Raw genomic sequence first — 19,997 nt, 5'->3', positions numbered from 1 at the left:
GCATTCTACAGCAGCCTCATTTACTGTCAAGTGATTATTTTCAGAAGTTTTCAAAGTTTCCTTTGTAACTTCAACCACTTGCGCTTTCGATCTCTCGTTAGCGGGAGGCGAATTCTACAGCGTTACACGCTGCTGTCAACACCTCTTTTTCTCCGCTTTCGACCGAGAAGATCGAAACGTTAACAAGGCCAAACAACACTGCCTTACTAACTCCTTCTGGGCTTCGATGATCTGAAGCAACTCGCTGTCGAAACCTACATAACTCTTTGTTTACCAAGGAGTTTTCCGTTTCGACTGCGCCGGAAGTGGGGCGAATTATAGACTTCCAGAATCTGCCGTCAACCCTTAATTCAGCTTTTCTATCAATCCATCCCGACAATCACGGAATTCGTCTATATAGGAAGGAACCGTTAACTAATTGAGCAATATATTGCCCAACGCTCAACAGTTAAGCATCATAGCCACTCGGTTTCTTTCAATACGACCTCGGACGAATACCCTCAATGACCACTTCCCCGCGTAGCCTGGCTTCGACACTGTTTCCGGTCGGCCTGCTACTCATTGCCATGGCCTCTATTCAATCAGGCGCCTCACTCGCCAAAAGCATGTTCCCCATCGTGGGCGCCCAGGGCACCACCACCCTGCGCCTGATTTTCGCCAGTGTGATCATGCTGCTCCTTTTACGCCCATGGCGCGCCAAGCTGACAGCCAAGTCGTTGCAGACGGTGATCGTCTACGGGATGGCGCTGGGGGGAATGAACTTCCTCTTCTATATGTCGCTGCGCACCGTTCCGCTGGGAATTGCAGTAGCCCTCGAATTCACCGGCCCACTGGCAGTAGCCATCTACGCTTCGCGACGCGCCGTAGACTTTCTCTGGATAGCCTTGGCGATTGTCGGACTTCTGCTATTGATCCCAGTGGGCGAAGCCAGCAGCGGCCTTGACCTCACAGGCGCCGCCTATGCACTCGGCGCAGGTGCGTGCTGGGCACTCTACATTCTGTTTGGCCAAAAGGCCGGCGCCGACAATGGCGTTCAGACTGCGGCCCTCGGCGTAATGATTGCAGCGTTGTTTGTTGCACCGATAGGTATCGTCCACGCGGGCGCCGCACTCCTCACACCCTCGCTGATCCCGATCGCCATTGGTGTCGCGGTTTTATCCACCGCCCTGCCCTACACCCTGGAGATGGTCGCCCTGACTCGCCTGCCAGCCCGCACATTCGGAACCCTGATGAGCATCGAACCCGCGTTCGGCGCCCTGTCCGGGCTGTTTTTCCTTCAAGAGCACTTGTCCCTGGCGCAATGGCTGGCCATCACCTGCATTATCCTGGCCTCGGTGGGTGCAACCCTGACCATGCGTAACGAATCAAAACCACTCGTTCCAGCCGATTGATTCAGGATTTGACGTAGCTATGGCATTTGCCGCTCAATTAGGCCATGTTTAGGTCGTAACCCAGTGTCATTCATGGAGATTTTCGATAAGGACATCATGAACGCTACACTCGAGAGCGAGCAAAGCCAGCTTCGTGCACTTAAGCGAGGCGGCTATTAAGGATAGTAATGAAGCGAATTTTGATGCTGTTCATGATTGTGGCAATCGCAGGTTGTGCCGCGACCACCAAGACCGAAGTAAAACGGGGAAAGAAGGGCCTGCATATCAACTGCTCAGGCCTGTCCTCTTCCTGGGACCAGTGCTACGCCAGTGCAGCTAATTCGTGTGGCGCCAAAGGCTATAAAGTCATCGCCAAGTCGGGGGACAACGCCGAAGACCCAGGCGACTACCCGTTCGGTCTTAACCCCGCCGGCTACACAAGCCGAAGCATGATTGTCATCTGCAAGTAACTGTCGATGACCTCACAGCCTCGACAGCTGCTGGCTGAGCACCTCGTAGTTCGATGACAGGACCTGTGCCTGCACCTGCGGGTCGACCATCATCCGCGCCACCACCAGGGCGCCGATGCATTGCGACAGAATCGACCACGCCAGGGCCTCGCTGCCCAGTGTTGCTGCCCACCCCACCTGCAATCGGCAAATCCAGTCCTGCGCCTGTTGACGAACGGCCACATCAGATCGCGCAATCTCCGCCCCCAGGCTCGGCAACGCACATCCGGCTTCGGATTGCTCCACATGGGCCATGCTCAGGTAGAACTTCAAACAGCGATCCAGCCGCTCACGGCTTTGCACCCCGTCGCCATTCAATCGCTCAAGGCTGTGGCTCAATTCACGCTCGACAATCGAACTGAACAATTCATCCTTCGAAGCGAAGTGGCTATAAAACGCACCGCCACTCAAGCCAATGGCCTTCATCAAGCCATCCACCCCGACACTGGCAAAACCCTCTTTCTTCGCCAGTGCCGCACTGCTGTTCAGAAGCTTTTCCCTGGTTTGCTGCTTGTGACTAGCCGAATATCGCATCGCTTCCTCCACTGTGCTGTCAGCTTGACGCCTGCTGGATCGTAGCATAACGTTCGTTTGGCAAACGATCGTTTACTAAAGGATCTCCCATGACGAACAACAAGAAAATCGTACTGGTAGTGGGTGCCGGCGATGCCACAGGTGGTGCCATCGCCAAGCGTTTCGCCCGTGAGGGTTACGTCGCCTGCGTCACCCGGCGCAGCGCCGATAAACTGCAACCCTTGGTGGATAGCATCCACGCAGCAGGTGGCGAGGCGCATGGCTTTGCCTGCGATGCCCGCAAGGAAGAAGACGTTATCGCGCTGATCGAACGGATTGAAACCGAACTGGGCCCCATCGAAGCCTTCGTGTTCAACATCGGCGCCAATGTGCCGTGCAGCATCCTGGAAGAAACCGCCCGCAAGTACTTCAAGATTTGGGAGATGGCCTGTTTCTCAGGCTTCCTCAACGCGCGGGAAGTGGCCAAGCGCATGGTCACCCGTAACCGCGGCACCATCCTGTTTACCGGTGCCACGGCCGGGTTGCGTGGAGCCGCCGGCTTTGCCGCGTTCGCTGGAGCTAAACACGGGATCCGTGCACTGGCGCAAAGCATGGCTCGCGAACTGGGCCCACGGAATATCCACGTCGCCCACGTCGTCGTGGATGGCGCCATCGACACCGACTTCATCCGCGACAACTTCCCGCAAAAATACGCCCTCAAGGATCAGGACGGCATTCTCAATCCGGACCACATCGCCGATAACTATTGGTACCTGCACAGCCAGCCCCGGGACGCCTGGACCTTCGAGCTGGACCTGCGCCCCTGGAATGAACCCTGGTAAGCACGCCCCATAACAATAAACTGCGAGTATCCAGCATGAGTAAAACAGTAGAATTTTTCTTCGACCTCGGCAGCCCTGCCACCTATCTGGCCTATACCCAACTTCCAGGCCTGTGCGCTGCAACCGGCACCCAGCTGATTTACAAGCCAATGCTGCTGGGCGGGGTGTTCAAGGCCACCGGCAATGCGTCACCGGCCACCGTTCCCGCCAAAGGTCGCTACATGTTCCAGGACCTGGCACGCTACGCCCAGCGCTACCACGTTCCGCTCAAGTTCAATCCGCACTTTCCCATCAACACATTAATGCTGATGCGTGCGGTCACCGGCGTCCAAATGCGCCAGCCCGAACGCTTTCTCGACTTCATCGACTGCCTGTTCCACGCACTCTGGGTCGAGGGCCGACACTTGGGAGACCTGTCTGTGGTAGCCGCAGTGCTGACCGAACACGGCTTTGATCCTGAAGCAATCCTGGCGCTGACCAACGATGACGAAGTCAAGACAACCCTCAAGGACAACACCGAACACGCGATTCAGCGTGGCGTATTCGGTGCCCCCAGTATGTTCGTCGGCGACCAGTTGTTCTTTGGCCAGGATCGCCTGGACTTTGTGCGCGAAGCGCTGGGCTAGATCGCAGCCGTGCGTACCTGCAACCACTCCAGCGCTGCACCGCTGAGCAGCGGGCTCAGGCGCTCACGGACGTGTGCGTGGTAATCGTTGAACCACTGGCGCTCCTCCACCGTCAGCAATAACGGCTCCAGGCAACGGGTGTCGATCGGACACAGTGTCAGTGTCTCGAACTTGAGGAACTCGCCAAACTCGGTCTTGCCCGCTTCACGGTTCAACACCAGGTTCTCGATGCGCACACCCCAACGCCCCGGACGGTAAGTGCCGGGCTCGATGGACGTAATCATGCCGGCCTGCATCGCGGTTTGCGGTGCGGCGACGGCTTGATAGGCGATCACCTGCGGGCCTTCATGCACATTGAGGAAATAGCCGACGCCATGACCGGTACCGTGGCCGTAGTCCACACCCTCGGCCCAGATCGGCGCACGGGCGATGGAATCCAGCAGCGGCGAAAGAATGCCCTTGGGGAAATGCGCGCGGGACAAGGCAATCACACCTTTGAGCACCCGCGTGCAATCGCGTTTCTGCTCTTCGCTTGGCGTCCCGATAGGCACCATCCGCGTGATATCGGTCGTGCCACCCAGGTACTGGCCACCGGAGTCGATCAGCAGCAAGCCATCGCCTTCGATCAGCGCGTGCTCTTCTTCAGTCGCGTGATAGTGCGGCATCGCGCCATTGGCGTTGAATGCGGCAATCGTATTGAAGCTCAGCGACACATAACCCGGACGACGGGTACGCGCTGCCGTCAGGTGCTCATCAATGGTCAGTTCGGTGATGCGCTCACGGCCCAACGCGCTGTCGAGCCAGGCGAAGAATTCACACAGGGCCGCGCCATCCTGCTCCATGGCCTGGCGAATGTGCTCGGCGTCCGCCAGGCTCTTGCGCGATTTGGCCAAGGTGGTCGGGTTAAGCCCCTCGATCAGCGTGACGCCACTGCCCAGGTTTTCCAGCAAGCCGGCGGTCACCCGGGCCGGGTCGACCTGCACACTCGCGCCCGAAGGAATGTCCTTCAACGCCGCTGCGACTTCGCTGTAATCGCGCAGGGTCACGCCATCCTGTTCCAGCACCGCGCGAAGCTCGGCGTCGACTTTGCTCAGGGCCACAAACAGCGTCGCCTGCTGCTGGCCGATCAAGGCAAACGAGACAAACACCGGGTTGAACGAAACGTCGCCACCCCGCAGGTTAAAGAGCCAGGCAATGTCATCCAGGGTCGCGATGAAATGCCAGTCGGCCCCCTTTTCCGTCAAGCTGGCACGCAGGGCTGCGAGCTTCTCGCCACGACTGACGGTGGCCTGGGGTGGCAGATGTTGATAGATCGGTTGGTTCGGCAAGGTTGGACGGTCTTGCCAGACTTCATTCAACAAGTCGATATCCGTGCGCAAGCGTGCACCACGTGCCTCCAGCTTGCTGCCCAGGGTGCGCGCCGAGGCCACGGCCATGACCGCACCATCAACGGCCACCACGCCGCCTTCCGGCGTTTGCTCCGCGAGCCATTCCAGCGGCCCGGGCTGGCCGGGTTGCAGCTTGACCAACTCGATGCCACTGCCCTTGAGCTCCTTGGTCGCCTGTTCCCAATAGCGGCTGTCTGCCCATACACCGGCAAAATCCGCAGTAACAATCAGCGTGCCCACCGACCCATGGAAACCCGACAACCACTGACGGCCCTGCCAGTAACCCGGCAGGTATTCGGACAAGTGCGGGTCCGCCGACGGCACCAACAGGGCATGAATGCCCTCGCGGCTCATCAGTTCGCGGGTGTGCGCCAGGCGCTGGGGAACCGCTCCATGGGTCAAAGGCTGTGTGCTCATCGTGTCTCCTGCTAACCACTAATAATTGTTATGGGGTCAAACGGCCCAGAACGCCGGTGCGCTGGCCAGTGCCGCCTTGATCAGCTGTACCGCCTGATCGATATCCTGCTCGGTGGTAAACCGCCCGAGGCTCAAGCGAATGGTGCGACCTGCGCTGCGGGCATCATGGCCCAGCGCCAGAAGCACATGGGACGGTGCATTGCTCGCCGAATTGCAAGCCGAAGTGGCCGAGAAGGCAATGCCCGCGCTCAACGCGGCGGAATTGAACTCGCCTTCGCTGAACGTCAGGCTCAGGGTGTGGGGAATGCGTTGGGTAAGGCTGCCATTGAGGCGCACCCCGGCAATTGTATTCAGCTGTTCCAGCAGGCGCTCGCGCAAGGCAACGATGGTCGCCTTTTCTTCAGCAAAGGACGCTGCCGCCAGGGCAAACGCGGTACCCATGCCGGCAATCTGGTGAGTTGCCAGGGTGCCCGAACGCAAACCACCTTCATGGCCACCGCCGTGAATCTGCGCCAGCACTTTCTGCTGCGCACGTGGGCCGACGTACAACGCGCCGATACCCTTGGGACCATAGAGTTTGTGTGCGGAAAATGACATGAGGTCCACTGGCCATTCGGCCAGGTCAATCTCGACCTTGCCTGCGCCCTGCGCCGCATCTACGTGAAACAGCGCGCCATGCTCGCGCACGCGTGCGCCAATCGCCCGGATATCGTTAAGAGTGCCCAGCTCGTTGTTCACCAGCATCAGCGACACCAGGAAGGTGTCCTCACGCAATGCTTCGCTCACCGCCTCGACACTGATCAAACCCTCGGCGTCCGGCACCAGGTACGTCACGGCAACCCCGGCTTCCTGCAACTGGCGAGCGGTGTCGAGCGTGGCCTTGTGTTCAATCTGGCTGGTGATGATGTGCCCGCCGGCCACGCCGCGCGCCTGGGCAACGCCCTTGATGGCGAGGTTGTTGGACTCGGTGGCACCGGAGGTCCAGACAATCTGTGCCGGCTCGGCGCCGACCAACTCAGCCACCTGGCCCCGTGCCTGCTCAACCGTTTGCCGGGCCTGTTGGCCGAACGCGTGGGAACTGGACGCAGGGTTGCCGAAGTTGGCATTGAAGCCCAGACACTCAACCATCACCTGGATGACCCGCTCATCCACCGGCGTGGTGGCGGCGTAGTCGAAATACAGCGGACGTTTATTCATGACGTTAAAGACTCGCAGAGCAGGTTCCCGAGAACAACGTCTCAGGGGCCGCAATCAGGAAGGAAGATGGTTTACCTGATCCCGTGCCGTTAAAGAAAGACCACTTTATTTAAAAGTGCGTAGGAACGCTCCTGAAATTCAGCTTAACAGGCTCCGGGAAACGGATGGCAAACAAAAAGCCCGAGGTTCCTGTGGGAAACCTCGGGCTTTTCAGACCTCGCCACTGACTCAACTGGGGCGACCGTGCAGCGTCATGCTGCGCTCGGCATTCATCTCACCCTGACGGTCGAAACCGAAGGTGTTCTGTGGCTGGCCGGTCAGTTCGGCTTTCTTCTGTTGGTATTCATCAAATGACAGGCCTCGACGGCTCAGGGCTTCAAGCGCCAGTTCCTTGCTCTCCTCGGCCGAATAGCCACGCAGTTCGGGCGACGAATGCGTCGCACAACCGGCAAGGACTGAGGTGACAAGCAATACGGAAATGGCGAGAAAACGGTTCATGGCGAAGGTCCTGCGAAACGGGCTGAAGTCAATGAGTACAGGCTACTCCCGCACCTGCACGGTGAAAAATCATCAGCCGTGATAGTCGCTATCAACCTTTGCGACACTTCTGATAGTCGCGCCATATATTCCATTTAGGTCTATAAATATGGAAATACGTTCATTTACGGAATAAACACAACCCTCTATAAATGGCCTCAACACTCACGCCACTGTTCGCCTGGCAACTGTTGCCCAGGCAACAGTCATTCAACAAAACACCAGGCAGACAACACCACCATTTTCCAACACCTGGCACAGAGGCCACGCCAGTCAAGGGCTGCACAGCTTGGTACAGCTCTTGCTCAAGCCCTGCTACTGCTCTTGCCCTGAGCCACTGTTGAAAAAGGAACTGTTGATGACCCGTCCACTGAATGTCGTTGCCCTCTCCGGCGGAACCTGGCGTCCGTCCCGCACCCTGGTGTTGACCCAGGCGGTGCTGGCCGAACTGGCCGATCAATTGCCGATCCAGGCCACCCTGATCGAACTGGGCGACATTGCCCGGCCGCTGGGCGGCGCACTGTCCCGCCAGGAATTGCCCGCCGACGTCGAAGCGCAACTGCAGGCCATCGAACAGGCCGACTTGCTGATCGTTGCCGCGCCGGTGTATCGCGGCTCCTACCCCGGCCTGCTCAAGCACCTGTTCGACCTGGTCGACCTCAACGCCCTGATCAACACCCCGGTGTTGCTGGCGGCCACCGGCGGCAGCGAACGCCACGCCCTGGTACTCGATCACCAGTTGCGCCCGCTGTTCAGTTTTTTCCAGGCCCTGACCTTGCCCATTGGCGTGTACGCCACCGAGGCCGATTTCACCGATTACCACATAACCAGTGAGCCCTTGAAGGCCCGCATTCGCCTTGCTGCAGAACGCGCCGCGCCGTTGTTTGCCGCGCATCCCACCTCTCTGCTGAAAATCGCTTAAGGATTTGTCATGGATGTTTTCTGGTTTCTGCCTACACACGGTGACGGCCACTACCTGGGCACCACCCAGGGCGCTCGCCCGGTCACCCTCAACTATTTGAAACAAGTCGCCCAGGCCGCCGACAACCTCGGCTACCACGGCGTGCTGATTCCCACCGGCCGCTCCTGCGAAGACTCCTGGGTGATTGCCTCGGCGCTGGTGCCGTTGACCGAACGCCTGCGTTACCTGGTGGCGATTCGTCCGGGGATCATCTCGCCAACCGTCTCGGCCCGCATGGCCGCCACCCTCGACCGGTTGTCCAATGGCCGCCTGTTGATCAACGTGGTGACCGGCGGCGACCCCGACGAAAACCGCGGCGACGGCAGCTTCCTCGATCACAGCGAACGCTACGAAGTGACCGACGAATTCCTCAAGATCTGGCGCCGCGTGCTGCAAGGCGAATCGGTGGATTTCGAAGGCAAACACCTGCGCGTGCAGAACGCCAAGGCACTTTACCCACCGGTGCAGAAGCCATATCCACCGCTGTACTTCGGCGGTTCCTCGGACGCTGCCCACGACCTCGCCGCCGAACAAGTCGACGTGTACCTGACCTGGGGCGAACCACCGGCCGCCGTCGCCGAGAAACTCGCCGACGTGCGTGAGCGCGCCGCCCGCCACGGGCGCACCGTCAAATTCGGGATTCGCCTGCATGTGATCGTGCGCGAAACCGAAGAAGACGCCTGGAAAGCCGCGGCCAAACTGATCGAGCACATCAGCGACGAGACCATCGCCGCCGCGCAAAAATCCTTCTCGCGCTTTGACTCCGAAGGCCAGCGGCGCATGGCCGCCCTGCACGACGGGCGCCGCGACAACCTTGAGATCGCCCCCAACCTGTGGGCCGGCGTCGGCCTGGTACGTGGCGGCGCGGGCACGGCCCTGGTGGGCAACCCTCAGCAAGTCGCCGAGCGCATCAAGGAATACGCAGACCTGGGCATCGAAAGCTTCATCTTCTCCGGCTACCCGCACCTGGAAGAGGCGTATCGCTTTGCCGAACTGGTGTTCCCGCTGCTGCCGGAACCCTACGCCAGCCTGGCCGGGCGCGGCGTCACCAACCTCACCGGACCGTTCGGCGAAATGATTGCCAACGACGTCCTGCCGGCAAAAGCCAAGGCCTGACCTGCCGTCTGCCGGGGCACGCCCCGGCACACCATGAGGAATACCGCGTGACAGCCAAACCCAACAGCGTCCTGCCCTCACCCTTGCAGACCGCCAAACTGCTGGCCGCCGAATTTGCCCTCACTGCCGTCGAACGCGACGAGCGCGGCGGCACACCGAAGACCGAACGTGACGCCCTGCGCCAAAGCGGCTTGCTGGCCCTGAGCATTCCCACCCAGTACGGCGGCCTCGGCGCCCGCTGGAGCGAAACCCTGGAGATCGTGCGCGAATTCGCCAAGGTCGACAGCTCCATCGCCCACGTCTTCGGTTTTCATCACCTGATGCTCGCCACCGTTCGCCTGTTCTCACGCCCGGAGCAATGGCAACCCTGGTTCGAACAAACCGCGCGCAAGAACTGGTTCTGGGGCAACGCCCTCAACCCCTTGGACACGCGCACAGTGGTCAAGGCCTACAACGGCTGGCGCGAATTCTCCGGCAAGAAGAGCTTTTGCTCCGGTGCCAGCGACTCGGAAATGCTGATCGCCTCGGCGGTGGATGAAAGCGCCGGCGGCAAGCTGCTGATCGCGGCCATCCCCAGCGGGCGCAGTGGCATCACCCTGCACAATGACTGGAACAACATCGGCCAGCGCCAGACCGACAGCGGCAGCGCCAGCTTCGAACGGGTACGCGTGGAAGAGTCGGAATTGCTCCTCGATCCCGGCCCGCTGAGTACGCCCTTCGCCTGCCTGCGCCCGCTGATCGCTCAACTGACCTTCACCCACATGTTCCTCGGCATCGCCGAAGGCGCGTTTGCCGAAGCCCGGAATTACACCCTGACCGAAACCCGGCCCTGGCATAAATCCACGGTGCAGGACATTCGCCAGGACCCGTACGTGCTCAACCACTACGGCGAATTCTGGGTCGCGCTGGAAGGCGTGCGCCTGCTGGTGGAACGCGCCGCCGAACTGCTGGACCAGGCCTGGGCCAAGGGCCCGAGCCTCAGTGAAAGCGAGCGCGGCGAGCTGGCCATCGCCATCGCCACGGCCAAGGTCGCTGCCACCCGCAACGGCCTGGAGCTGTGCAGCCGCCTGTTCGAAGTCACCGGCGCGCGCTCCACCCACGCCTCGCTGCGCCTGGACCGGCACTGGCGCAACCTGCGCACGCAAACCTTGCACGACCCGGTGGACTACAAGCTCCACGAACTGGGGGACTGGGCGTTGAACCAGTCCCTGCCGATTCCCACGTTCTACTCCTAGAAGAGGTGCCCATGCAGCTTTTAACCTTACCGCCCTCGCCCGCTCTTGCGACCTCGATCCGCGCCACGGCCCAGGTCTTCGAAGACCCCAAATCCCAGGCGCTGCTGGCGCACATCCAGCAAGTCGCGCCCAGCGAAGCCAGCGTGTTGATCATCGGCGAAACCGGCACCGGTAAAGAGCTGGTGGCGCGCCATATCCACAACCTCAGCGCCCGGCGCAACCGGCCCTTCGTGGCCGTGAACTGCGGCGCGTTTTCCGAATCCCTGGTGGAAGCCGAGCTGTTCGGCCATGAAAAAGGCGCCTTCACCGGCGCCCTCAGTGCCAAGGCCGGCTGGTTCGAAGAGGCGGACGGCGGCACCTTGTTCCTCGATGAAATCGGTGACTTGCCGATGGCGATCCAGGTCAAGCTGCTACGGGTACTGCAGGAACGCGAAGTGGTGCGCCTGGGCTCACGCAAAAGCATTCCCATCGACGTGCGGGTATTGGCGGCCACCAACGTTCAGTTGGAGAAAGCCATCAATGCCGGGCATTTCCGCGAAGACCTGTACTACCGCCTAGACGTGGTCAGCCTCGAACTCAGCCCCCTGCGGGATCGGCCCGGTGACATCCTGCCACTGACCCGGCATTTCATCGAAGCCTACAGCCAGCGCCTGGGTTACGGCCCGATCACCATCAGCCGCGAGGCCGAGCAAAAGCTCAAAAGCTACAGCTGGCCGGGCAACATCCGCGAGCTGGAAAACGTGATCCACCACACCCTGCTGATCTGCCGCAACGGGGTGATCGAGCGCGACGACCTGCGCCTGTCGAACATGCGCATCGAGCGTCAGGACGACAGCCAGCACGGCACCGACAACAGCGCCGAAGCCCTGCTGGAACGCGCCTTTCAAAAGCTCTTCGAGGAACAGGCCGGGGCCCTGCATGAAAAGGTCGAGGATGCGCTGCTGCGCGCCGCCTACCGCTTCAGCCATTACAACCAGGTGCACACCGCCAACCTGCTGGGCCTGAGCCGCAACGTGACCCGTACCCGTTTGATCAAGATCGGCGAGCTGGCGGTGAACAAGCGACGCCCCGGCGAAAACGTACAGGGCGAGCGCATGCTGCACCTGTCAATTTAGGCGGCAGTGCAGAGCGTTGTCATGGCTGCGTTCGATGCTGCGCAGCACCTGGAACGAACCGAAGGTCACTGCCGTGGCCTGGTGGGCGCGGATCAGCGTCCAGAAATCTTCCTCACCGTGCTCAAAACACTTGAAGGCCGCTTCCCCCTCCTCGCGGGAGCGCCATTGCAGGTAGCTGAGCACCCGGCGTCCATCATCGCTGACCTGCACGCTGGCATTGATAAAGCCGCCATGGCCCTGGGCCAGGCGCTCGCTCTGGGATGACAGGGCCGCTACCAACGCGGATTGCTGCTGAGGCTCGATGTGGAATTCGACCATCTGGGTAAAACTCAGACTCTTCTCTAATACCTGCATGAACATTCCCCTCTCACTGTAGGCACAATCTTGCGATTCGATGCCACGCAGGGTAAAACCTCTAGTTAAGTCAAGGTCAAGGGCTTTTTCATGGTCACCAAAGAACTCACCGTCGGCCAACTGGCAGCCCGCAGTGGCGTGGCGGTTACCGCGCTGCACTTTTATGAAACCAAGGGATTGATCAAGAGCCACCGCAACGCCGGCAACCAGCGGCGCTATCCGCGGGATGTGTTGCGCCGGGTGGTGGTGATCAAGATTGCCCAGCGTTTGGGCATTCCCCTGGCAACGATCCATGACGCGCTGCAAACCTTGCCCGATGGCCGCACGCCCAACGCTGCCGATTGGGAGCGCCTGTCTGCGCTATGGCGTGAGGACCTGGACCAGCGCATCGAAAAACTGATGTTGCTGCGGGATAAACTCAACGGCTGTATTGGCTGCGGGTGCCTGTCGCTGGAGGCGTGCCCGTTGCGCAATCACGACGACGTGCTGGGTGAGCGCGGGCCTGGGGCACAACTCTTGGAGCCGTCCACATAATGGCGGGGTAAAACTCGATCAATGTGGGAGCGGGCTTGCTCGCGAAAGCGGGGTGTCAGTCGCCAGATGCAGTGGCTGATCCACCGCCTTCGCGAGCAAGCCCGCTCCCACATTTTGATCGCCGTCAGACTTAGAATCCCGGGGCAATCTGGCCTTTATAGCGGGTCAGGATGAACTGGCGCACTTCATCGGAGTTCAACGCCTTGGCCAGTTTCTGGATGCCAGGGTCATTGATGTTGTCCGGGCGCGCGACCAGGTACTCCACGTACAGGCTCTTGCCCTTCTCGACGATCAACGCGCTGTTGGTGTCGATCCCCGCTTCCAGGGCGTAGTTGGCAAACACGAACGCCAGGTCCACCTGGCTCACCGAGCGGGCCAGCAACGCACCTTCCAGTTCACGAATTTTCAGGTGCTTGGGGTTTTCAACGATATCCCGCGGCGTGGCAAGGGTGTTGCTCGGGTCCTTGAGCTTGATCAGGCCGGCTTCGTCCAGCAGCACCAAGGCGCGGCCAGTGTTGACCGGGTCGTTGGGGATCGACACTGTCGCGCCGTCTTTCAACTCCGAGATATTTTTGATCTTGGTCGAGTACGCGCCGAAAGGCTCGATGTGCACACCGACCACCGGCACCAGGTTGGTATTCCGGGTCTTGTTGTAGTCATCCAGGAATGGCCGGTACTGGTAGTAGTTGGCGTCGATGTTCTTCAGCGCCAGTTGCTGGTTGGGCTGGATGAAATCGGTGAAGACCTTGATTTGCAGGTCCACGCCTTCCTTGGCCAGCACCGGCTTTACGAACTCGAGGATCTCGGCGTGAGGCACGGGCGTGGCGCCGACGACCAGCGTCTCGTTGGCAAAGGCATTGAAGGACAAGACAGCGGCCAAGATGGCCAGGGATTTTTTCATGGTTGCTCCGAAGGCATTAGTTATAGGAATCAACGGCGGCTGTAATGCGCCACCAAACGGTCACCGGTCATCTGCAGGGCCTGCACCAGCACCAACAGCAGCAACACGGTGACCACCATCACGTCGGTCTGGAAACGCTGATAGCCGTAGCGGATAGCCAGGTCGCCCAGGCCACCGCCACCGATCACCCCGGCCATGGCGGTGTAGTCCACCAGCACAATCGCGGTGACAGTGACCGCTGCCAGCAGCCCGCCCCGGGCTTCCGGCAACAGCGTGTGGCGGATCACCTGCCAGGTGCTGGCGCCCATGGATTGGGTGGCCTCCACCACGCCACGGTCGACTTCGCGCAAGGCGGTTTCCACCAGCCGCGCAAAGAACGGCGTACAGCCCACCACCAACGGCGGAATCGTACCGGCCACGCCCAGGGAGGTGCCCACCAGCAGGGTGGTCACCGGGATCAGCACAATCAGCAGGATGATGAACGGCAGCGAGCGCAGCACGTTGACCACCACCGACAGCGCCCGATACACCACCAGGGTTTCGTGCAACTGGCGCTTGCCGGTGAGGAACAACAGCACCCCCAGCGGCAACCCCAGCAGCACGGTAAAACCCAGGGCCGCGCTGAGCATGCTCAGGGTTTCCAGGCAGGCTTGGCCGATGTCGGCCCAATAGATGTTTTTAAACAGCTCGGCCATGGGTCAAGACCAATCGTGACGCGGTGGCTTGGCGCCGTTGAGCAGCCAGTTGCCCACCACGTGATACTTCCAGCGCACCGGGTCATGCAGGGTATGCACCCGTGCATTGCGCCAGTGACGGTCGAAGTTGTGCTTCTTCAGGGTGGAGCGGGTGCCGCCGAGTTCGAAGAGCTTGTTGCTGGCTTCAATGGCGATTTCAGTGGTCAGTACCTTGGCTCGCGCGACAGCCAGGGAGGCGTGGGCAACGTTGTCTTCATCGGGTGCCGGGCGCGCGGCGTCCAGGGCCTTTCCGGCCCGCTCCAGCAAGGCTTCCGCCGCTTCCAGGCGAATATCCAGCGCGCCGACCTGGATGATAGTCAGCGGGTCTTCACTGGCGTTTTCCACCCCGGCATCGATCCATGGACGGGCGAATTGCCGGACGAACTGCACCGTGTCACGCAACGCGGCACGGGCGATGCCGGCATCGATGGCGGCGGTGGTCAATTGAGCGAAAGGCCCGGCCAGGGTCGGCGAATCGTAGGAGCGATGGGTAGGAAACAGATTGAACGCCGGCACCTTCAAGCCTTCGGCCAGCACCGTGCCGCTGGAGGTGGTGCGTTGGCCCATGCTGTCCCAGTCGTCGACCACCACCAGGCCTGCGGTGCCGCGCGGCACGAACGCCAATTGCGCATTCTGCTGTTCATCCAGCGCCAGCACCGCCAGCCAGTGGGCATACAGCGAACCGGTGCAATAACCCTTGCGACCGTTGATCACATAGCCATCGCCTTGCCGGCGAATGGTCGCCTGGATGTCCTGGACGTTCTTGCCGCCGGTTTCCGACAGCGCATTGGCAAACCGATGCCCTTCCAGCGCCAGGCCAAAAAAGTACGCCTGCTGCTCGGGCGTGCCTTGCAGGCGGATATCTTCCAGCAGGCAGTAATGGTTCTGCGGGATTTGCCCCAGCGAAGGGTCGGCCGCCGAGATAATCGCAATCACCTGGGCCAACACCGCGTATGACACCTGGGCACCACCAAACTCGCGGGGCACGCTGATGCCCCACAGACCGCTGTTGGAATACAGGTCGACGACCTCCGCAGGCACCTGGCGGGTGCGATCGCGCTCGGCGTCCTGTTCCAGCAACACGGCAGCGACTCGGCGGGCAACGGCCAGTGCGTGGGCCTCGTCGCGGATCAACTCGGCGTGGGGCGTGTGAATCGGGTAATCGGCAGATACAGGCAGTACAGACATACAACGCTCTCGGGCGAATGGTTTGCCAGAGGCATTGCAGCTTCTGTGCCTGAGGCGCCTGGCCTTCAAACACAAGGGTTTGCTCCCGATATACGCGCGGCAGACCGCCCTTGGCGCAGCAAACTGCCGGTTTGCTGTTGCCTGGGCAACACCTCGTCGGCTGCCCGCAAGCCACGGCGCACGTGGCCTATAGTGAAAAAGCCGTCCCTCCACAACCACCATCAAGGAGAACGATATGAGCGTTAAACCCATTCCCGAGGGCTACCACAGCATCACGCCGTACCTGGGCATCGACAAAGCCGCTGAAGCCATCGAGTTCTACAAACGAGCCTTTGGTGCCACCGAAGTCATGCGCCTGGACATGCCCGACGGCAAGATCGGCCATGCCGAACTGCGCATTGGCGATTCGGCGATCATGATGGCCTCGCCCTGTGGCGAAATGTCGTTCGGCAGCCCGGGAAAAGAACACCCCAGCGTGTGCCTGCATCTCTATGTGCAAGATGTCGACCAACAGTTCGCCCAGGCCATCAAGGCCGGCGGCACGGCGATTTCAGAACCCAAGGATCAGTTCTACGGTGACCGTTCCGGGACGCTGAAAGACCCGTTCGGGCATGTGTGGTTCCTGGCCACGCGCAAGGAGGACTTGACCGAGGCGCAGGTTCGCCAGCGTGCCGAGGCGTTGTTCAAGCAAGGATGAAGTCGCCAGGGCGACGCAACCCAACGGTAGGAACTGGCTTGCCTGCGATGGCATCACCTCGGTGCGACTGATACACCGAGTTGCCTGCATCGCAGGCAAGCCAGCTCCCACCGTTGACCTGCACTGCCTGAAAGATCGGGCTTCAACACACTTCATGAACAACCCCTCCACGCTTTCCCCCTTGCCCCGGGCGCCGTGTGATTTCAGGATGCAAGCAATCATCACAAGGAGTCATTCCATGTTCGCCGGATTCCAAAAAGACCAGCGCCACGTCAACGGTGTGGACATCAGCTACCGCAAAGGCGGCGCGGGTCCCGGCCTGCTTCTGCTGCACGGGCACCCGCAGACCCACGTCATCTGGCACAAGGTCGCCGAGCAACTGGCCGAACACTTCACCGTGGTCGCCGCCGACCTGCGCGGTTATGGCGACAGCAGCAAGCCCGCCGCCATTGACCATCACACCAATTATTCAAAACGCGAAATGGCCCGCGACGGCGTCGAGCTGATGAAGGCCCTGGGCTTCGACGAGTTCTCGGTGCTGGCCCACGACCGTGGCGCCCGCGTCGCCCATCGCCTGGCCTTGGACCACCCCAAGGCCGTGCAGCGCATGGTGCTGCTGGACATCGCACCAACCCTGTCCATGTACGCCCAGACCGACGAAGCCTTTGCCCGCGCCTACTGGCACTGGTTCTTCCTGATCCGCCCGGCGCCGTTGCCCGAGAGCCTGATTGAAGGCAACCCGGAACTCTACCTGCGCAGCGTCATGGGCAGCCGCAGTGCCGGGCTCAAGCCGTTCACCGATGAAGCCTTCGCCGAATACCTGCGTTGCCTGAAACTGCCCGGCACCGCCACCGGGATCTGCGAGGACTATCGCGCCGCCGCTGGCATCGACCTTGAGCACGACCGCGCCGATATCGACAAGGGCAACCACCTGGAGCTGCCGCTGCTGGTGATGTGGGGCGCCGAAGGCACCGTCGGGCGCTGCTTCGAACCCCTCAAGGAATGGCAGAAAGTCGCGACCGACGTACGTGGCAAGGCCCTGCCGGCCGGCCACTACATCGCAGAAGAAATCCCTGAAGTGCTGCTCGGCGAAGTCCTGACCTTCCTTCGCTGAGCCTTTATGAACCGCTGACCTGACCGATCCCGCCCCGCAGGCTTGAAACAGCCTGCGACGGGATCTGCTTGCCCAAAAAACGTCTCGAGATAATAAAAATGACAATCAGAAAACTGCTGGGAACCCTGTATGTGCAGGTGATCATCGCCATTGTGCTGGGCGTGTTGATCGGCAACCACTGGCCTCAGGTGGGCATCGACCTCAAGCCGTTGGGCGACGGGTTTATCAAGCTGATCAAGATGATCATCGGCCCGATCATCTTCTGCACCGTGGTCTCCGGCATCACCAGCATGCACGACGTGAAGCAGGTGGGCCGCGTCGGCGGCAAGGCGCTGCTGTACTTTGAGATCGTCTCCAGCATCGCCCTGGTAATCGGCATCCTCGCCGCGCACCTGCTGCACCCCGGCGTGGGTTTCAATATCGACGTGAAGACCCTCGACACCTCCGCCATCGCCGGTTTTGTCGGCCAGGCCGAACACGGCGAAGGCGTCACCGGGTTCCTGATGCATGTGATCCCCACTACCTTCTTCGACGCCTTCTCCAAAGGCGAAATCCTCCCGGTACTGTTTGTGTCGGTGCTGTTTGGCCTCGGGCTGGTGATGATCGGCGAGAAGGGCCGGCCCCTGGTCGGCGTGATCAACCAGGCCAGCGAAGTGTTCTTCCGCATCGTCGGGATGATCAGCCGCGTCGCGCCGATCGGGGCCTTCGGGGCCATCGCCTTCACCATCGGCAAATACGGCCTGGGCTCGCTGCTGCCGCTGTTGAAACTGGTGGGCACGTTCTATGTCACCGCGTTTTTCTTCGTCGCCGTGGTGCTGGGCAGCATCGCCCGGTATGTGGGGTTCAGCATCTTCAAGCTGCTGACCTACATCAAGGCTGAACTGTTGATCGTGCTGGGCACCAGCTCCTCCGAATCGGCCCTGCCGCAACTGATCCAGAAACTTGAAAGCCTTGGCGCGTCCAAAGGCGTGGTGGGGATCGTGGTGCCCACCGGCTACACCTTCAACCTGGACGGCACCAACATCTATATGACCCTGGCGGTGCTGTTCCTGGCCCAGGCGACCAATATCGACCTGACGCTGGAGCAACAACTGACCCTGCTGGCGGTGGCGATGCTTACCTCAAAAGGCGCCGGTGCGGTGGTGGGCGCAGGTTTTGTCGCGCTGGCCGCCAGCCTCGCGGTGGTGCCGACGGTGCCGGTGGCGGCGATGGTGCTGATCCTGGGTGTGGACCGGTTCATGGCTGAATGCCGCTCACTGACCAACATCATCGGCAATGCCGTGGCGGCGCTGGTGGTGGCTGCGTGGGAAGGTGAACTGGACCGCGAAAAAATGGCGCCCATCGCCCTCAAGCACGGCCGCCACGCACGGGCCGCCGCCCAGGCGAAGATCGCCGCCGAGTAACCCTTAAACACCAATCCCCTGTGGCGAGGGAGCTTGCTCCCGCTGGGCTGCGCAGCGGCCCCAAGATCTTTGGGAGCGCTACGCACTCCAGCGGGAGCAAGCTCCCTCGCCACAGCAAGCTCCCTTGCCACAGCAAGCGCCCTCACCACAGAAACTCCTTCGCCATACCGGTGCTATTCTGGCGGTTCATGCCGCCATGCCTGTTTCTGATGAACAACAAGAAAGATACCGTGCCCCTACCTGAAGACCTGCGGGTATTCCTGACCGTGATCCGCAAGGCCGGCTTTGCTGCGGCTGCCGACGAGCTGGGTTTGTCCCCGGCCTACGTCAGCAAGCGTATCCAGATTCTCGAAACCACCCTCGCCACCCGCCTGCTGCACCGCACCAGCCGCCGTATCGCCCTGACCGAAGATGGCGAGCGTGTGCAGCGCTGGGCCGTGCGGATTCTCGAAGACTTCCAGCAGTTGTCCGACGAGCTTTCCGACGCCCACGACAGCCCGCGCGGCCACCTGCATTTGTGCAGCAGCTTCGGTTTCGGCCGTAACCATGTGGCACCGGCCTTGTCGCTATTGGCCGAACAATACCCGGACCTGGAGATTCGCCTGGACCTGTTCGACCGGGTGGTGGATATCGTCAGCGAGGGGTTCGACCTGGAGATTCGCGTGGGCGACGACATCCCCGGGCAACACATCGGTCGCCGGCTGGTGAGTAACCGGCGGGTGCTGTGTGCGGCGCCCGCCTACCTCGAACGTCGTGGTGTGCCGCAGCACTTGAGCGACCTGGAACAGCACGACTGCCTGGTGCTCAAGGAGCGCGACAACGCGTTTGGCATCTGGCACCTGGAGCGCGATGGCGTGCAGGACAGCGTGCGCGTGCGCGGGCCGTTGTCGTCGAATAACGGCGAGATCGTCTTGCAATGGGCCCTGGACGGGCGCGGCGTGTTGCTGCGTTCGATGTGGGATGTGAAGCCGCTGCTGGAGCAAGGGAAACTGGTGCAGGTGCTGCACGACTACACCCAGAGCGCCAACGTGTGGGCGGTGTACCCGACGCGGCTGGCCTACTCCGGGAAGTTGCGGGCGTGTGTGGAGTTTTTGCAGGAGCACTTCAAGGGGTTGTCGATTTAGCGTGCCGGGTTTGAGTACATATCCGTTGCTGCGGTAACGGCCGCTGACGGTTCTGCTCTTACAGCGGCCTACCGGCCGGCTTGAGTGTTGTAGAGCAAAAAGCCAAATCAAAAGCGGGCACG

21 protein-coding genes are annotated in these 19,997 nt (G+C 61.0%); 13 read left to right on the top strand and 8 right to left on the bottom strand.

Annotated features, from left to right (window positions below; all coding sequences use genetic code 11):
- Nucleotides 1-503: 503 nt before the first annotated feature.
- Both rhtA and HX817_RS06580 read left to right on the top strand, forming a co-directional pair.
- A complete protein-coding gene (gene rhtA, locus HX817_RS06585; protein ID WP_177039999.1) occupies nucleotides 504-1,391 on the top strand; it encodes a threonine/homoserine exporter RhtA in 888 nt (295 codons plus the stop codon).
- Nucleotides 1,392-1,558: 167 nt separating this feature from the next.
- Nucleotides 1,559-1,840 carry a hypothetical protein gene (locus tag HX817_RS06580; protein WP_003210144.1) on the top strand — a complete coding sequence of 94 codons (282 nt, stop codon included), beginning with the start codon at nucleotides 1,559-1,561 and terminating at the stop codon, nucleotides 1,838-1,840.
- Nucleotides 1,841-1,852: 12 nt separating this feature from the next.
- On the opposite strand, the gene HX817_RS06575 is transcribed toward HX817_RS06580, so the two are convergent.
- Complete coding sequence (locus tag HX817_RS06575; protein ID WP_008430866.1) at nucleotides 1,853-2,413, bottom strand: TetR/AcrR family transcriptional regulator; 561 nt, start codon at nucleotides 2,411-2,413, stop codon at nucleotides 1,853-1,855.
- Between the two features lie 89 nt (nucleotides 2,414-2,502).
- Between HX817_RS06575 and HX817_RS06570 the strand changes: the two genes are divergently transcribed.
- Nucleotides 2,503-3,234 carry an SDR family oxidoreductase gene (locus HX817_RS06570; RefSeq protein WP_003210139.1) on the top strand — a complete coding sequence of 244 codons (732 nt, stop codon included), beginning with the start codon at nucleotides 2,503-2,505 and terminating at the stop codon, nucleotides 3,232-3,234.
- 35 nt (nucleotides 3,235-3,269) lie between these two features.
- Nucleotides 3,270-3,860 (top strand): 2-hydroxychromene-2-carboxylate isomerase, encoded by a 591-nt coding sequence (locus HX817_RS06565; protein ID WP_177039998.1) that lies wholly within the window; start codon nucleotides 3,270-3,272, stop codon nucleotides 3,858-3,860.
- Here HX817_RS06565 and HX817_RS06560 read toward each other — a convergent pair.
- From HX817_RS06560 to HX817_RS06550, 3 genes are all read right to left on the bottom strand, one after another.
- On the bottom strand, nucleotides 3,857-5,665 hold the full coding sequence (locus tag HX817_RS06560; RefSeq protein ID WP_177039997.1) for an aminopeptidase P family protein: 1,809 nt from the start codon (nucleotides 5,663-5,665) through the stop codon (nucleotides 3,857-3,859). The genes HX817_RS06565 and HX817_RS06560 overlap by 4 nt on opposite strands.
- A gap of 36 nt (nucleotides 5,666-5,701) precedes the next feature.
- A complete protein-coding gene (locus HX817_RS06555; protein ID WP_087695274.1) occupies nucleotides 5,702-6,862 on the bottom strand; it encodes a cysteine desulfurase family protein in 1,161 nt (386 codons plus the stop codon).
- Between the two features lie 228 nt (nucleotides 6,863-7,090).
- A complete protein-coding gene (locus HX817_RS06550) occupies nucleotides 7,091-7,360 on the bottom strand; it encodes a hypothetical protein (protein ID WP_177020568.1) in 270 nt (89 codons plus the stop codon).
- A gap of 397 nt (nucleotides 7,361-7,757) precedes the next feature.
- Between HX817_RS06550 and msuE the strand changes: the two genes are divergently transcribed.
- From msuE to HX817_RS06530, 4 genes are read left to right on the top strand one after another with little or no spacing between them, the layout of a single operon-like run.
- A complete protein-coding gene (msuE, locus tag HX817_RS06545; RefSeq protein ID WP_003210131.1) occupies nucleotides 7,758-8,321 on the top strand; it encodes an FMN reductase in 564 nt (187 codons plus the stop codon).
- A 9-nt stretch (nucleotides 8,322-8,330) separates the two neighbouring features.
- On the top strand, nucleotides 8,331-9,476 hold the full coding sequence (ssuD, locus tag HX817_RS06540) for an FMNH2-dependent alkanesulfonate monooxygenase (RefSeq protein WP_003210130.1): 1,146 nt from the start codon (nucleotides 8,331-8,333) through the stop codon (nucleotides 9,474-9,476).
- 47 nt (nucleotides 9,477-9,523) lie between these two features.
- A complete protein-coding gene (locus HX817_RS06535; RefSeq protein ID WP_003210129.1) occupies nucleotides 9,524-10,711 on the top strand; it encodes an acyl-CoA dehydrogenase family protein in 1,188 nt (395 codons plus the stop codon).
- An 11-nt stretch (nucleotides 10,712-10,722) separates the two neighbouring features.
- Nucleotides 10,723-11,826 carry a sigma-54-dependent Fis family transcriptional regulator gene (locus tag HX817_RS06530; protein WP_003210127.1) on the top strand — a complete coding sequence of 368 codons (1,104 nt, stop codon included), beginning with the start codon at nucleotides 10,723-10,725 and terminating at the stop codon, nucleotides 11,824-11,826.
- Here the strand turns inward: HX817_RS06530 and HX817_RS06525 are convergent.
- On the bottom strand, nucleotides 11,818-12,180 hold the full coding sequence (locus HX817_RS06525; RefSeq protein ID WP_032898632.1) for an antibiotic biosynthesis monooxygenase: 363 nt from the start codon (nucleotides 12,178-12,180) through the stop codon (nucleotides 11,818-11,820). The genes HX817_RS06530 and HX817_RS06525 overlap by 9 nt on opposite strands.
- Nucleotides 12,181-12,270: 90 nt before the next feature.
- Here HX817_RS06525 and soxR point away from each other — a divergent pair, with 90 nt between their 5' ends.
- Nucleotides 12,271-12,714: a redox-sensitive transcriptional activator SoxR gene (gene soxR / locus HX817_RS06520; RefSeq protein ID WP_008430848.1), complete on the top strand. Its 444-nt coding sequence runs from the start codon at nucleotides 12,271-12,273 to the stop codon at nucleotides 12,712-12,714.
- A 130-nt stretch (nucleotides 12,715-12,844) separates the two neighbouring features.
- Here the strand turns inward: soxR and HX817_RS06515 are convergent, their stop codons facing one another.
- From HX817_RS06515 to HX817_RS06505, 3 genes are read right to left on the bottom strand one after another with little or no spacing between them, the layout of a single operon-like run.
- The gene (locus tag HX817_RS06515; protein ID WP_003210120.1) at nucleotides 12,845-13,615 is read right to left on the bottom strand and encodes a MetQ/NlpA family ABC transporter substrate-binding protein; all 771 of its coding nucleotides are present in this window, start codon (nucleotides 13,613-13,615) and stop codon (nucleotides 12,845-12,847) included.
- Nucleotides 13,616-13,644: 29 nt separating this feature from the next.
- Complete coding sequence (locus tag HX817_RS06510) at nucleotides 13,645-14,310, bottom strand: methionine ABC transporter permease (protein WP_008430846.1); 666 nt, start codon at nucleotides 14,308-14,310, stop codon at nucleotides 13,645-13,647.
- 3 nt (nucleotides 14,311-14,313) lie between these two features.
- Nucleotides 14,314-15,537 carry an SfnB family sulfur acquisition oxidoreductase gene (locus tag HX817_RS06505; protein WP_087695269.1) on the bottom strand — a complete coding sequence of 408 codons (1,224 nt, stop codon included), beginning with the start codon at nucleotides 15,535-15,537 and terminating at the stop codon, nucleotides 14,314-14,316.
- Nucleotides 15,538-15,772: 235 nt separating this feature from the next.
- Here HX817_RS06505 and HX817_RS06500 point away from each other — a divergent pair, with 235 nt between their 5' ends.
- From HX817_RS06500 to HX817_RS06485, 4 genes are all read left to right on the top strand, one after another.
- The gene (locus HX817_RS06500; RefSeq protein ID WP_003210114.1) at nucleotides 15,773-16,234 is read left to right on the top strand and encodes a VOC family protein; all 462 of its coding nucleotides are present in this window, start codon (nucleotides 15,773-15,775) and stop codon (nucleotides 16,232-16,234) included.
- Nucleotides 16,235-16,472: 238 nt separating this feature from the next.
- A complete protein-coding gene (locus HX817_RS06495) occupies nucleotides 16,473-17,348 on the top strand; it encodes an alpha/beta fold hydrolase (RefSeq protein ID WP_008430843.1) in 876 nt (291 codons plus the stop codon).
- Between the two features lie 98 nt (nucleotides 17,349-17,446).
- Nucleotides 17,447-18,751: a C4-dicarboxylate transporter DctA gene (dctA, locus tag HX817_RS06490; protein ID WP_003207293.1), complete on the top strand. Its 1,305-nt coding sequence runs from the start codon at nucleotides 17,447-17,449 to the stop codon at nucleotides 18,749-18,751.
- A gap of 209 nt (nucleotides 18,752-18,960) precedes the next feature.
- Entirely contained in the window at nucleotides 18,961-19,875 is a 915-nt protein-coding gene (locus tag HX817_RS06485; RefSeq protein ID WP_173883068.1) for a LysR substrate-binding domain-containing protein, read from the top strand.
- The last annotated feature ends 122 nt before the right edge of the window (nucleotides 19,876-19,997 follow it).

Source organism: Pseudomonas sp. C6002 (assembly GCF_013385805.1).
Classification (GTDB): domain Bacteria; phylum Pseudomonadota; class Gammaproteobacteria; order Pseudomonadales; family Pseudomonadaceae; genus Aquipseudomonas.
This window is presented reverse-complemented; position numbering and strand designations above follow the sequence as displayed.